The sequence below is a fragment of the Variovorax sp. RA8 genome, from assembly GCF_901827175.1.
Taxonomy (GTDB): domain Bacteria; phylum Pseudomonadota; class Gammaproteobacteria; order Burkholderiales; family Burkholderiaceae_C; genus Variovorax.
Window position 1 is genome coordinate 3,128,109 of record NZ_LR594662.1, and the last position, 13,681, is coordinate 3,141,789.

Annotated in this window: 13 protein-coding genes; 12 read left to right on the plus strand and 1 reads right to left on the minus strand. The window is 65.9% G+C overall.

What is annotated here, in order from left to right:
• Window positions 1-126: 126 nt before the first annotated feature.
• The 10 genes from E5P3_RS14685 to E5P3_RS14730 all read left to right on the plus strand — a co-directional run bounded on the left by E5P3_RS14685 (window position 127) and on the right by E5P3_RS14730 (window position 10,776).
• Window positions 127-1,050, plus strand: coding sequence for a shikimate dehydrogenase family protein (locus E5P3_RS14685; protein ID WP_162586660.1), 924 nt, complete (start codon window positions 127-129; stop codon window positions 1,048-1,050).
• A gap of 19 nt (window positions 1,051-1,069) precedes the next feature.
• Window positions 1,070-1,924 (plus strand): sugar phosphate isomerase/epimerase family protein, encoded by an 855-nt coding sequence (locus tag E5P3_RS14690; protein WP_162586661.1) that lies wholly within the window; start codon window positions 1,070-1,072, stop codon window positions 1,922-1,924.
• A gap of 72 nt (window positions 1,925-1,996) precedes the next feature.
• A complete protein-coding gene (locus E5P3_RS14695) occupies window positions 1,997-2,836 on the plus strand; it encodes a shikimate dehydrogenase family protein (protein WP_232073139.1) in 840 nt (279 codons plus the stop codon).
• A 30-nt stretch (window positions 2,837-2,866) separates the two neighbouring features.
• The gene (gene pcaB, locus E5P3_RS14700) at window positions 2,867-4,078 is read left to right on the plus strand and encodes a 3-carboxy-cis,cis-muconate cycloisomerase (protein ID WP_162586662.1); all 1,212 of its coding nucleotides are present in this window, start codon (window positions 2,867-2,869) and stop codon (window positions 4,076-4,078) included.
• The gene (locus tag E5P3_RS14705; RefSeq protein WP_162586663.1) at window positions 4,075-4,509 is read left to right on the plus strand and encodes a carboxymuconolactone decarboxylase family protein; all 435 of its coding nucleotides are present in this window, start codon (window positions 4,075-4,077) and stop codon (window positions 4,507-4,509) included. Before pcaB ends, E5P3_RS14705 begins: the two co-directional genes overlap by 4 nt.
• 56 nt (window positions 4,510-4,565) lie before the next feature.
• A complete protein-coding gene (locus E5P3_RS14710; RefSeq protein ID WP_162589693.1) occupies window positions 4,566-5,330 on the plus strand; it encodes an alpha/beta fold hydrolase in 765 nt (254 codons plus the stop codon).
• 104 nt (window positions 5,331-5,434) lie between these two features.
• Window positions 5,435-5,911, plus strand: coding sequence for a type III secretion system chaperone (locus E5P3_RS14715; protein ID WP_162586664.1), 477 nt, complete (start codon window positions 5,435-5,437; stop codon window positions 5,909-5,911).
• 11 nt (window positions 5,912-5,922) lie between these two features.
• Window positions 5,923-9,294, plus strand: coding sequence for a hypothetical protein (locus tag E5P3_RS14720; protein WP_162586665.1), 3,372 nt, complete (start codon window positions 5,923-5,925; stop codon window positions 9,292-9,294).
• Window positions 9,295-9,487: 193 nt separating this feature from the next.
• Complete coding sequence (locus E5P3_RS14725; protein WP_162586666.1) at window positions 9,488-10,162, plus strand: DsbA family oxidoreductase; 675 nt, start codon at window positions 9,488-9,490, stop codon at window positions 10,160-10,162.
• 65 nt (window positions 10,163-10,227) lie between these two features.
• Window positions 10,228-10,776: a DUF4124 domain-containing protein gene (locus tag E5P3_RS14730; protein WP_162586667.1), complete on the plus strand. Its 549-nt coding sequence runs from the start codon at window positions 10,228-10,230 to the stop codon at window positions 10,774-10,776.
• Window positions 10,777-10,796: 20 nt separating this feature from the next.
• Here the strand turns inward: E5P3_RS14730 and E5P3_RS14735 are convergent, their stop codons facing one another.
• Window positions 10,797-11,660 carry a LysR family transcriptional regulator gene (locus tag E5P3_RS14735; protein WP_162586668.1) on the minus strand — a complete coding sequence of 288 codons (864 nt, stop codon included), beginning with the start codon at window positions 11,658-11,660 and terminating at the stop codon, window positions 10,797-10,799.
• Window positions 11,661-11,743: 83 nt separating this feature from the next.
• Here E5P3_RS14735 and E5P3_RS14740 point away from each other — a divergent pair, with 83 nt between their 5' ends.
• Together E5P3_RS14740 and E5P3_RS14745 are read left to right on the plus strand one after the other, a co-directional pair.
• Complete coding sequence (locus E5P3_RS14740) at window positions 11,744-12,916, plus strand: YbfB/YjiJ family MFS transporter (protein WP_162586669.1); 1,173 nt, start codon at window positions 11,744-11,746, stop codon at window positions 12,914-12,916.
• 36 nt (window positions 12,917-12,952) lie between these two features.
• Complete coding sequence (locus E5P3_RS14745) at window positions 12,953-13,546, plus strand: carboxymuconolactone decarboxylase family protein (protein ID WP_162586670.1); 594 nt, start codon at window positions 12,953-12,955, stop codon at window positions 13,544-13,546.
• The last annotated feature ends 135 nt before the right edge of the window (window positions 13,547-13,681 follow it).

Genomic DNA, 13,681 nt, shown 5'->3' on the forward strand with positions numbered 1-13,681 from the left:
GCGCGCGGGCGATGATCGCGCCATTCTGCGGACTTTCCCTTGGACCGCGCAAGCGGGTGCCCTACATTGGCGGCGCTCCCCGGCAATCTGCGCGATAGCCGAACAACTCCGAGCGAGACAAAGCCCATGTTCCCCTTCATCGCAGGCAGCACCGACCTCTACCTGATCCCCGGCGATCCGGTGACCAACGTGCGCCTGCCGCGCATGTTCAACGCCGTCTTCGAGCGCTTCGGCATCGACGCGGTGATGGCGCCGGTGCATGTGGCGACACGCGACTTCGCCGTCTTCGTGAAGGCCGCTTTCCTTGCGAGGAACGTGCGGGGCATGGTGATCGCGCCGCCGCACAAGCCGCTGGCGGTGGACCTGCTCGACGGTGCGGGCCTGTTCGGCCGGGTGGCCGGCTCGGTCAACGTGGTCAAGCGCATCGCCAACGGCGAGCTCGAAGGCGACCTGTTCGACGGCGAAGGCCTGCTGGGTGCGCTGGACCGCTACAACATCCCGTTCCGCGGCAAGCGCGTGCTGATCCTGGGCGCCGGTGTCAGCGCGGCGGCCGTCGGCGTGGCGCTGGCCGAGGGCGGCACGGTCAACGGTGCCGAGCACATTGCGTTCCACGACATCTCGGCCGGCAAGGCGGCCGGCGTCGCCGCCAAGCTCGATGCCTTCTTCGACGCCACCGCCGTCGCGGTCGACACCAGCGACCCGGCCGGCTACGACCTGGTCATCAACGCCACGCCGCTCGGCCTGAAGGAGGGCGATGCCCTGCCGGTCGATGTGGCGCGCATGGACGCGCACGCGGCCCTGTTCGACATCCTGCTGCGCAACCAGCCCACGCCGCTGGTGCGCGCGGCCCGCGCGCGCGGGCTCAACGCCCAGCCCGGCTTCGAGATGCTGATCCAGCAGATGCCGTACTACCTCGACTTCTTCGGCCACGCGGCCGCGGCGCAAGGCGTGCGCGAGGACGCACACTTCCTGCGCGAGCTGATCTACCCGCACGCGATGGCGGCAGAGATCGACTCCCCCTTGCGCTATCGCTCCGACAACGTAGCGTGAGCACCGCGCGCCCTGCATCATGGCCATCTCGCTCGACCGCTTCGGCTTCAACACCGTCACCATGGGCGGCGACCTGGGCCACAAGCTGGAATGCATGAAGGCGGCGGGCTTCGCGGGTGTCGAGCTGTGGGCGCGCGACCTGATCGCCCACCCGGCCGGGGTCGACAAGGCGGCCCAGCTGGTGAAGGCCAGCGGCCTCAAGGTCACGGACTTCCAGCCGCTTCGCGATTTCGAATGCGCGCCCGACGCCATGCGCCCGCACCGGCTCGAAATGGCGCGCGAGCAGTTGCGCCAGATGGCGCTGGTCGGCACCGATCTGTTGCTGGTGTGCTCCACCACCTCGCCGTTGGCGATCGACGACCCCGAGCGCGCGGCAGAGGACCTGCGCACGCTCGCAACGCTGGCGACGCCGCTGGGCATCCGCATCTGCTACGAGGCGTTGTCCTGGGGCCGGCATGTGAACCGCTGGTACCAGGCGTGGGACATCGTGCGGCGCTGCAACCGCCAGAACGTGGGCCTGAACCTCGACAGCTTCCACATGTCGGTGCACGGCGACGACACGCCCGAGACCCTGGCGCAGCTGGCCGAGGTGCCGGTGGAGAAGATCTTCCTGGTGCAGCTGGCCGATTACTTCTTCGAGTACAGCGATCGGCAGGCCGACATGATCGAGCTGGCGCGCCACCAGCGCCTGTTCCCGGGCGAAGGCCTGCACGACGTGCGCGACCTGGTGCAGCTGCTCGAGCAGAAGGGCTATCGCGGCCACTACACCTTCGAAGTGTTCAACGACGACTACGTGAACTCCGATCCGATGGTGGTCGGCCAGCGCGGCATGAAGAGCGCGCGCTGGATCAGCGAGTCCGTCATCGGCGCGTAGCAAACAGCACGAGCAACATGGTGTTCGCCTTCTTCCAGGCCCGAAGACGTGCGCTTCAGCGCTTCAGGAAACATGATGACCATCTCCGGCAAGACCACCCTCATCGCGCACCTCGGCTATCCGACCGAGAGCTTCAAGGCGCCGATGATCTACAACCCCTGGTTCGAGGCGAGCGGCATCGATGCGCTCGTCGTGCCCATGGGCGTGAAGGCCGAGGACTACCAGGCCTTCTTTCCCTTGCTGTTCCGCATGAGCAACATCCGAGGCGCGCTGGTGACCATGCCGCACAAGGTCACCACCATGGCGCTGGTCGACGCGCTCACGCCGGCGGCGAAGATCGCGGGTGCCTGCAACGCGGTGCGCAAGGACGCGGACGGCCGGCTGGTCGGCGACCAGTTCGACGGTGCCGGCTTCGTGCGCGGCGTACAGCGCAAGGGCTGCAGGCTTGAGGGCGCGCGTGCGCTGGTCTCGGGCAGCGGCGGCGTGGGCTCGGCCATCGCCGCCTCGCTGGCCGCGGCCGGCGTGGCAGAGCTCACGCTCTTCGACACGCGGGCCGAATCGGCCCAGGCGCTCGGCGAGCGGCTGAGGGCCCACTACCCCACGCTGCGCGTGGCCACCGGCTCCAGGGACCCGGCCGGACAGGACCTGGTGGTCAATGCCACCCCGCTGGGCATGAAGGCGGGCGATCCGTTACCCTTCGACGTCGACCGCATCTCGCCTTCGACCTTCGTCGGCGAGGTCGTGATGAAATCCGAGTACACGCCGCTCCTGCGTGCCGCCCGCGACAAGGGCTGCGCGGTGCAGGTCGGCACCGACATGCTGTTCGAAATGATCCCCGCCTACCTCGAGTTCTTCGGCTACGGCACCGCCACGCCCGATGAGCTGCGAGCGACTGCGCGGGTAGCGTATTGAAAATGAAGCTCACACCCAGGCTTGCCCACCATGAGTATTTTTGAGGGCTTCCTCTCCACTTCCGAAACCCTGGCCGCCTTCAGCGACCACGCCTTCGTCGCCGCCATGCTGCGCTTCGAGGCCGCGCTGGCGCATGCGCAGGCGGCCGAGGGCCTGATTCCCGATTCCGCCGCGCGCTCCATCGTCGGCAGCTGCAAGGTCGAGCTTTTCGACGTTGCCAAGATCGTGCGCGAGAGCGGGCGCGCCGGCAGCGTGGCAATCCCGCTGGTCAAGAGCCTCAAGGAGTCGGTCGGCCTCTTCAATTCCGAGGCCGTGCCCTTCGTGCATTTCGGCAGTACCAGCCAGGACGTGATCGACAGCGCGATGGCCCTGGTCACGCGCGAGGCCGTGGCGCTGGTCGAAGCCGACCTGCGCAAGGCCGCGCAGGCATTGCTGGCGCATGCGAAGCAGCACGCCGCCACGCCGATCCTCGCGCGCACCTTGATGCAGCCGGCCTCGGTGACCAGCTTCGGCCTCAAGTGCGCGGGCTGGGCCGCGCCGCTGGTGCGCAGCCATGCGCGGCTGGCCGAGGCGGCGCGCCGCGCGCTGAACGTCCAGCTCGGCGGCGCGGTGGGGACGCTCGCGCAGATGAAAGGGCAGGGGCCGGCGGTGCGCCGCCGCATGGCACAGGAACTGGGCCTGGGCGATCCTGGCCAGACCTGGCACACGCAGCGCGACGAATGGGTGGCGCTCGGCTGCGAGCTGGGCCTGATGGTCGGCAGCCTCGGCAAGATCGCCAAGGACATCGCCCTCATGGGCCAGTACGAAGTCGGTGAAGTGGCCGAGCCCAGCGAGCCCGGCCGGGGCGGTTCCTCCGCCATGCCGCATAAGCGCAATCCCGTGGCGTCGATGGTGGCATTGGCGGCCGCGCATCGCGCACCGCAGCGCGTGGCCGCGCTGCTGGCCGCCATGCCGCAGGAGCACGAGCGTGCACTGGGTGCGTGGCAGGCCGAGCTGGGCGAATGGCCGCAACTGCTGATGTGCGCCCACGGCAGCGTGCGCGCGCTGGCCGGGGCCTTGCCCGGCCTGCAGATCGATGCCGCGCGCATGCGTGGCAACATCGAGCGCCTGCGCGCCGAGCTGCCGAGCGAGGCCGCGGACGAATGGTTCGACCCGGCCATGGCCGGCGCGGCCTCCACCATCGCGCTGGCGCAGGTCCAGGACCTGCAGGACCAGCTCAACGAACGGAACACGCAACGATGACCGCATCCTCCCCGCCTGCCGGCGACTACGAAGCCGGCCTTCTCAACCGCCGCCGCATCCTCGGCGATGCGTGGGTCGACAAGTCCCTGGCCAACCGCAACGCCTTCAACAGCGAGTTCCAGGAGCTGATCACGCGCCACGCCTGGAACGACATCTGGGGCCGCCCGGCCCTGGGCGACAAGACGCGTCGCTTCATGGTCCTGTCGATGATGCTGGGCATCCACGCCTACGAAGAGTTCGCGATGCACATGCGCGCGGCGCTCGACGGCCCGCCCGAGTCGCGGCTGACGCCCGAGGACATCAAGGAAGTGATCATGATGGCCGCCATCTACTGCGGCGTCCCTGTGGCCAACCATGCCTTCGGCATCGCCACCGCGATCCTGCGCGAGAAGGGGCTGCTCGAAGAACGCACGAAGGAAGACAAGGCATGAGCCGCACGGCCGCTCCGAAGGCGAATAGCACCGAAGCCGCAGGCGAAGGTACTCCAATGACCCGACTGAACGTGCTGCGCGAGGGCGAGGGGCCCATCGTCGTGCTGAGCCACGCCCTCGGCTGCGACCTGCACATGTGGGACGGCGTGGCCGAGGTGCTGGCGCGCGCCCACACGGTGTTGCGCTATGACCATCGCAACCATGGCGCCTCCGAGGTGGTGCCGGGTCCGGTCACGATCCAGGCGCTGGCCGACGATGCGGCCGCGCTGATCGCGCGCGAGGCCGCAGGCGAGCCGGTGCATTTCGTCGGCCTCTCGATGGGCGGCATGACGGCCCAGGCGCTGGCGCTCTCGCACCCGCAGCTGCTGCGCAGCGTGGTGATCGCGAATTCCTCGGCCTACTACCCCGATCGCGCCCCCTGGCGCACGCGCGTCGAGACGGTGCAGGCACAGGGCGTGCAGGCGATCGCGCCGGGCGCCGTGGCGCGCTGGCTCACGCCCGCCTTTGCGACCACGTCAGAGGGCGCGGAAGCCGCGCGCCGGCTCCACGCCACGCTGGTTGCCACCGACGCGGCCGGCTATATCGCCAGCTGCGAGGCGGTGGCGGCCATCGACTTCCGCGAGAGCAACCGCGGCATCCGGACGCCTTCGCTGGTGATTGCCGGCGACCGGGACGAGGCCACACCGCCCTCGATGTCCGAGGCCATCGCGGAGGCGATTCCCGGCGCGAAGCTGGCCCGCATCGATGCCGCGCACCTCAGTGCTGTGGAGCGGCCGGTGGAGTTTGCGCAGCTGCTGATCGATTTCTGGCGCAGCCTCTGACGGGCTGAAGGCGCACAGGGAACGCGAGCGCTTCTCGCGTTACTCAGGCAGGAGTACCTCATTGCAAAGGGGGTATTCATCGTTCCACTGCCGGAGTCACGCTTGTGAGCTTTCATTTCGATCCCCAATACATCAGCCAGCGCCTCGGCGAGATCGGACCCGAGACCGAGAACCTCTCGGTCATCGTCCAGGATGACGACTCCACCTGGACGCTCGCCTTCGAGAACGAAGTCACCGTTCTCGTGCTCGTCGAATGGGCCGACGAGCCTGCGCGCCTGGTCCTGAGCGCCGACATCGGCACACCGCCGGAGGGCCGCGCGGCCCAGGTCCACAAGACCGCTCTCTCCTACAACACGCTGTGGCGCGACACCGGCGGCGCTCGCATCGGCATGGGGGGTGAGGAAGGGGATCTGCTCCTCGTGCGCGAGTTGGACCCGGAGAGCGTGCAGGGCGGCGAACTCGCGGGCGTCCTTGAACAATTTGCTGCGGTCGCGCAGTGGTGGGAAGGCTACGTCACCAGCGAAGAGATCGCCATTCCCGCATCCGCCCCTGCCATGGCGCAGATGGCAGCTCGGATCTAAGGAGAAGAACGATGGGCAGCAAGGTCGGCAACAACAATCCGCCGCAGAGCCGCGAAAGCCTGGCATATGCATCCGAGAAGGTTCTGAAATCCTCAAAAAGTGAGGAAAACTATCTCGTCGGGAAGAAAATCAAAGACAAGCTTGAAATCGACGGGGTCGCGCGCGGCGATATCACCTACTTGTCCCATAAGAGCAAAAAGCATGGTCCAGCGGCCGCGGCTTATCGCCTGAGCGCACGAAGAAAATCCCACTACAAGGGAGCAAGGAACTACTTGGAGGACTTGGTTGCTCCCATCTTGGCCGAACCAACCCATTTCCACAAGGACCAGGTACTTGCCGCACAAAGTATTGAGCGCATACTCCGGAGAAGCAATTCGAAAGGCTGCATCCAACTAGATGGTGTCCTCCGGAAGGATCTCGATATCATTATCGATGGCATCAAGACCGAAGCTCAAGCATCCGCGGAAGCGGTGACAAAAGATTACGGCCACGATGCCGGCAACATATCGCATTTCCTGGATGATGTTGAAAGAATAAAATCCGGCAAGAACAGTCAGTTGGCCCGCGAGGATATCCGCAAACGAGGACATGCTAACGTCCAGCTGCTGGATCAGATTACCCTTGTCAACACCTGGGCAAGAACGCTCAAGCTTCAACCGCAGACCGTCAATCGTCTGAAGTTGAAGCCCCGGTCGTTCACTGCTCCTGCGACTTCTCCGGCGGGAGAGGCTGCCGGCCAGAATCTTCTGGACAAGCTCGCCGACTGGCCTGGTTCGAATCTTCAGATGAAACTGGCAATCGTTTTCGGGTGTGCCAATTTTGACCCAGAATACGGCAGTGAATTTTTCAAGATGGCCTGCAAGGAGGTCCTCCTGGAATTGTCTGAGCAGAAATTCATATTGAATTCGCTCAGCGATGAATTTCTAGACACAATTGACGACGAGGAGGATCAGGAGAAATTGCGGGCGCTGGGCCAGTCCGTTAAAAAACTGCTGGCGGCGCTTGATTCCTCTGATTCGCCGTTCAAAAGGCTGGAAGGCCTGGTTCGGGGCGGCTATCAATGGCCGAAGGAGACGGCGCGGAAGGTTGTGGAGCAGCGGCATGAGTTTTTGATGTCTTTCACGGGAACGATCCCAACCGATCCTGTCCCGCCGCCCGTCGTCAACGGGCAGCCGGTTCCTGTCAACGGGCAGCTGTCACCTGTCAACGGGCAACTGCCGGCTGGCAATGGACAGCCAGCTGCCAATGTGCCGCGGACCCCTGGCAATGTTCCAGGGAATTCGCAAGGCCTCCGCCCGCTGCCGGCCATTCCTGGCGCAGTGCTGCCGGTTTCCGGCAGCGTGCCGTCGCCTTCGAACTTGGCACAGCCTGCCGCTAGCGTCGTGCCCTCAGCTCTGCCCAGCGTCCCATCAGTCCCTAACGGGCCGCCGCCGCCGTTGCCGGGCGGCAAGCTGCAGCCAGCGACCGTCAATGGAGTGGCTGTCGGTTCACCCCCTGACGACATGCCGGCGCCTCCCCCTCAAGTGTTCAATGTTCCGGCGGCTTCCATGCCGGCGCCGACCAGTGTGGGCGTGGCCACCACGAAGCTCTCCCCAATCGGCGCGGGGCCGCTGGTTTCTGGGCCGCTCCAGCCCAACATCCCATCGATCCCCAACGACCCGCTGCCGCCGTTGCCGGGCGGCAAGCTGCAGCCAGCGACCGTCAATGGAGTGGCTGTCGGTTCACCCCCTGACGACATGCCCGCGCCTCCCGCTGCACTGTTCATCCCGCCGCCCCCTGACGACACGCCGCCGCCTCCAAGCAACGTGGGGCAAGCTGCACAGCCTGCCAACAATGTTGTGGCTGCCGGCGCGCAGCCCCAGTCGGCCATCAGCAATGTGACACTGCCCAGTGGCCTGCAGCCGAACGCCCCGAGCTCGCCGCATGCGAAGCCCGTAATTGCCGGCACGTTGGTGAAAAAGCGTGTGGACCAAATTTTGAGCCCGTCTCCACTCATGCCCACCAACCCAGCGTTGTCCCTGACACCATCTGCCAAAGCGTCACCGGACATGCTGCCGCCGGCGAACGTTGACGACGGCGCAGATATGAGCGTGCCGCCTCCCGAGTACATGCCGCCACCACGTCAGGACATTACACCGTCAAATGTCAATGGGTCGGCGGCTCCTGCCAATTTGTCGCAGTCTCCTGATTCCTCCCCGCGCCCCGTCAGCTTGTCGCAGGCGCATAAGGACAACCTCAGCAAGAGTGATGCTGAGATCACGGACGCTATAGCCCAGATGAACTACAACGCTCCTGTTCTCTACAAATCTCAGAAATCATCGGGAGTTGCTGATAAAGCGAAGCTAAATTTCCGGATCGGAGCTCTTGGCGAAAAAATATCTGCCAAAGTTACGGCCGCCGCAGAAAAAATTGAAAAGCATATGAAAGCTTTCAACGGCGAAGATCGAGAGAGTAAAGATCAAATTCGTGAGAGGAAATTTGAAAAACATCTGATCGACAATGCAGCGATGAGTAGCCGAGTGATATCGACGCTATCGGATATCGCTGCGGATAGTGAAGAAAGTAGGTTGCTTGTTTTGGAGCAACAAGAGAAAATAGATCAACTATACCACCAGACCTTGAATGCCCCGCTGCGAAATGCTCAGTCGGCTGTCGGTGCCTTCGTTTCCGCTGATGGCGACGAGGAGCAACGCAATCTTCACAATAATTTTTTCAGACGAATCGCGGGGCGATTCAATAAAAAATCGTCTCAAAAACTACCTGAATCAGGAATCGACCTATCCGCCACAACACTACGCAATAACCAACTGGCAAACAAAATGATTGCCGTAGGAGAATCGGCGTCAAATATTGTCCGTGTTGTGGATCTTAGTTTTAAGGAATTTGAAGCAAAAACAACGGAATTTATTCGCGTGCACCCTTTGCTGGGTGTTTTGCAGCCAAAAAATTTCAATGCAAAAGAAATTTTCCCGTTCTTTTATGGCGCGTTGATTTTAAAAAATGATTATGTGACTGACGCGCTTTTTAAAAGCATAGGAGACCAGAAGATTTTTCAAAATCTGGCCAACGAGACTGTCAAGACGATGGAGCGGCAATTTATGGTGTTGCTGCTCGCAACGCGCCTGTTTACTGATGAAGAGTATGTTCGGATATTCCCGGATGAAGTCCGCCCTTTGGTTCGGGAGTTCGGTAAGTCAGTACAGCAATTGGCTGCGGATGTGTTGAACTCACACTCGCCCTTTGTTGCCACGTATTTGTTGGTTCAGGCCGGGGCACGCGATCCGCATGAAGTCATGCTGAAATTAAATGCAGCGGTGATTCCTGAGCCGCCAACTGACTTGCCTCAGCCGCTCCCTTCAGTCCCTGTACCGACGGGAGGCTAGATCGGCGGGCCGCCGCCCGAGATGCCGGCGCCGACGTGCCGAACGTTCCGACGACGGTCAACTAGCATGCCACGGGGGGTGCCCCGCCGTACGGCGCCACAGCCAGCACGGCCCGTAAGGCCATCCCGGCCGCGCCCCTCCCACGTCCGCGGCCGGTTGCATCATGCCGCCTTCCCCCAAGCTCTCATCACCCATGTCCTCCCACCTCCGCATCGACTTCGTCTCCGACATCGCCTGCCCCTGGTGCGCCGTCGGCCTCGGCGCCCTCGAAGCCGCGCTGAAACGCGTGGCCCCCGAGATCACGGCAGAGCTGCACTTCCAGCCCTTTGAGCTCAACCCCCACATGCCGCCCGAAGGCCAGGATGCCTACGAGCATCTGCACGAGAAATACGGCAGCACGCGCGAGCAGCAGGCCCAGATCCGCGAAACGATCCGCGCTCGCGGCGCTGCGGTGGGCTTCGAGTTCCGCAAGGAAGGGCGCTCGCGGGTCTACAACACCTTCGACGCGCACCGCCTGCTGCACTGGGCCGCGCTCGAGGATGCGGCCAAGCAGGTCGCGCTCAAGAAGGCGTTGCTCAAGGCCTGTCACACGGATGGCGAGAACCCGTCCGATCCGGAGGTGCTGGCGCGCCTGGCCGGCGAGGTCGGCCTCGATCCGCAGCGCGCACGCGCCATCCTCGATAGCGACGAATTCGCAGCGGAGACGCGCGAGCGTGAACGCCTTTATACCGATGCCGGCATCCACTCGGTGCCGGCCATCATCATCGACAACAAGCACCTGATTTCGGGCGGCCAGCCGGTGGAGGTGTTCGAGCGCGCCCTGCGTCAGATCGCAGGTGCCGCGCCGGCCACCACGGCCCTGGCCTGAGGCCTGAGGTCGCGGACTGCCAGGGCACGCCGCGCTTCGGTGCCCGGGCGCACAATGGATGCGCCATGCACCGCTTTCTCGTCCTCTGCGTCCTGGGCACCCTCGGCCTTCTGTGCAATGCCGAGGTGATTCGCTGCGCGGACGCTGCCGGCAACGTGAGCTATACCGATGGCGCCTGTCCTGCGGGCGCGAGCCAGGTGGGGCGTGTGCCGGTGCCGGCGCCCACGGGCCAGGCGGAGCGCCAGACGGAGCGCAACCCCGACGCCGCCCCTGCGAGCCCGCCGCCGCGCGCACCGACAGCGGCCGCAACCCCGCCGCTGACACCGGCAGGCCCGGTCATCATCGATCCCCGCGCCGGCGCCGATCGGCCCGCGGACCCGCGCCGTAGCGATCGCGGCGACGACTACTCGGTGATCGATGACGGCTACGCCTATCCAGGCGCCTACCGCCAGCCTCGGCCGCGCGACATGCGGCCGCGACTGCGCAATTGCGACGCGACGGGTTGCCAGGACACGCAGGGCAACCACTACAACCGCTCCGGCCAGCTCGACCGCTACCAGAGTCTCGACGGCAAGACCTGCCGGCCGGTGGGGACCACGACGATCTGCCGCTGAGACCGCGGCCCGGCATTCGTTCAGCCTTTGCCCAGCATCTCGATCAGCCGCGCAAGCGCCACCGAGGGCGTGCCGCGCCACACCAAGTGCGTGCGGTTCGCGCGGATGCGCTCGGGCAGCGCATGCTGGCGCACATCCGCGGTGGCGCGCAGCGCCTTGAGCACCGACAGCGGCACGATCGCGAAGCCCGTGCCCGCCGCCACGCAGGCAATCATGGCCTGGTAGGAAGAGAACTCCAGCGAACGCGAGGGCAGCACGCCGCCCTTGCCCAGCCAATGCTCCAGCACCCGCCGGTACGAGCAGCCCTGCGCGAAGGCGATCAGCGTCGCGCCGGCCAGGTCGCCGGGGCGGGTGACGGAGGCCACGCTGCGCCCGGTGATCAGCACCAGTTCTTCCTCGAACACCGGCATCGTCTCGAAGCCAGTCGCGGAAAAGGGTTGCGACACGAAGGCGGCCTCGACGTCGAAGGCCTCCAGTCGCTTCAGCAGCGCATCGGTCGTGCCGCTGACCAGTTCGACCACCACGCCTGGAAAAAGCTTGTGAAAACGCGAGAGCACGGGTGGCAGCCTGCTGCCGGCGGTGCTCTCCAACGAACCGAGCCGGAAGGTGCCGATCGGCAGGTCGCTGCGCAACTCGCCCTCCGCTTCCTCGGCCAGGCGCAGCAGCCGGTCGGCATAGGGCAGCAGCTTGCGCCCGGCCGGCGCCAGCGCCAACGAGCGGCCCTGGCGAAGGAAGAGCTTCTGGCCGAGCCGTTCCTCCAACTGCCGGATGCGGGTCGTGACGTTGGACTGCACGCGGTTGAGCTTGCCCGCCGCGCGGATCACGCCGCCTTCGCTCACCACGGTGCGGAAGATTTCCAGGGAGTCGAGGTCGATTGTTCTCATGGCTTCACCGTTCTCGAAAGAAGAATGGTTGTTCTCGATAATTCATTTGTGAAACATCCGGATTCTGGGTCCAATGGAGTCCCATGTCGAATCCCTCCATCACCGTGGCGCGGCCTTCCTTCGCAGCGATCTGCCTTGCGGGACTGATCGCGTTGGCGATCGCGATGGGCATCGGCCGCTTCGCCTTCACGCCCATGCTGCCGCTCATGATCCGCGCCGGCAGCGCCGATGTGGCGGCGGGCGGCTGGCTGGCCGCGGCCAACTACGCGGGCTACCTGCTGGGCGCGCTCACGACGGCGCGCCTTCCGCTCACGCCGCAGCGCGTCGCGCTCCTGGCCCTCGCGCTGATCGTGGCCTCGACCGCCGCCATGGGCTGGACAGGTTCGCTGCCGGCCTGGCTGTTCCTGCGTTTCGTGGCCGGCGTGGCCAGCGCCTGGGCGCTGGTGAGCACCAGTGTCTGGTGCCTGGGCTGGCTGTCGCGTTTCGAACGGCCCGCGGGGCCGGGCCTGCTCTATGCGGGGGTGGGTGCGGGCATCGCGCTGGCCGGCCTTTACTGCTGGCGGGCGGGCGCGGCGGATGTGAGGCCCGATGCGCTGTGGCTGCAGCTCGGCGCGCTCGCGCTCGCGGGCCTGGCAGCGGTGGCGCTGCTGATGCCGCGCGGCATGCCCTCCGCGGCGGCGCCTGCGCCCGCCACGGCCGGGCCGGCAGCGGCGGGCGGCGTGCCTTGGGGCCTGGTGATCTGCTATGGCCTGCTCGGCTTCGGCTACATCCTGCCCGCCACCTTCCTGCCGGTGCTGGCGCGCGCGGTGGTCGACGACCCGGCCGTCTTCGGCGCCGCCTGGCCGGTGTTCGGCGCGGCCGCCGCAGTTTCCACGCTCTTCGCGAGCCTGGCGCTGTCGAAGATGTCGCGCCGCCACGTGCTCGCCGGCAGCCATGCGCTGATGGCACTGGGCTGCCTGCTGCCGGTGCTGCACCTGTCGGCACTCACCGTGCTGCTGGCGGCGCTGCTGGTGGGCGGCACCTTCATGGTCGCGACCATGGCCGGCATGCAGGAGGCGAGGGCGCGCAGCCTCGGCGACCCCACGCGCGCACTGGGCCGCATGACGGCAGCCTTCGCGATCGGCCAGATGGTGGGACCGGTGCTGTCGTCCCTGCTCAGCGGTAGCGCCCAGGGCTTCGGCGGTCTCTTCGTTGCGCTGGCGATCGGCGCGCTGGCCCTGGCCGGCAGCGCCTGGTGGCTGGCGCGTGCCGCATGATCAGCTCATCATCTCTTCGCTGAAAGGAAAACGACGATGTTCGAACAAGGCCACACCCGACCCTGGGCCGAGCGCCTGCCGATGCCCGCTGCCGACACCATGTCCGAGGCCCAGCGCAAGGCCGCCCAGACCCTGATCGACGGTCCGCGCAAGGGCGTCTTCGGTCCCTTCATCCCGCTGCTGCAGAGCCCGGTGCTGATGGAGCGCATCGGCAGCCTGGGCGAGTACCTGCGTTTCGACAGCAAGCTCGATGCGCGCGTGCGCGAACTGGTGACCTGCGTGGTCGCACGCGAGGTCGGCAACCAGTTCGAGTGGCTGCTGCACGCGCAGGCGGCGGTCAAGGCCGGCGTGAGCGCCGAGGCCATCGAGGCGCTGCGCCTGGGCCGCCGCGCCACGCCCTTGGCCGACGACGAGCAGCTCGCCCTCGACTTCGCGCTCGAACTGCTGCGCCACCATGGCGTGAGCGAGCCCACCTATGCCGCGGCCGAAGCGCGCTTCGGCAAGCAGGTCGTCGTGGAACTCAGCGCGCTGGTGGGCTACTTCGCGATGGTTTGCTGGGTGATGAACGTCGCGCACACGCCGGGCAAGGGCGCCGAGGGGCAGACGGGGCTCGAAGCCTTTCCGCTGTAGAGCCGCGCAGCCGCGCACGAGCCGCACAGCCGCCCCGAAGGCGAAGGCGAGGTCTACTCCAGCGAGCCGCGCGGAACCACTGCACGCGCACGCGATCCGACCGGGTTGGGTGCCCACCGTCACAGGCCGTTACCA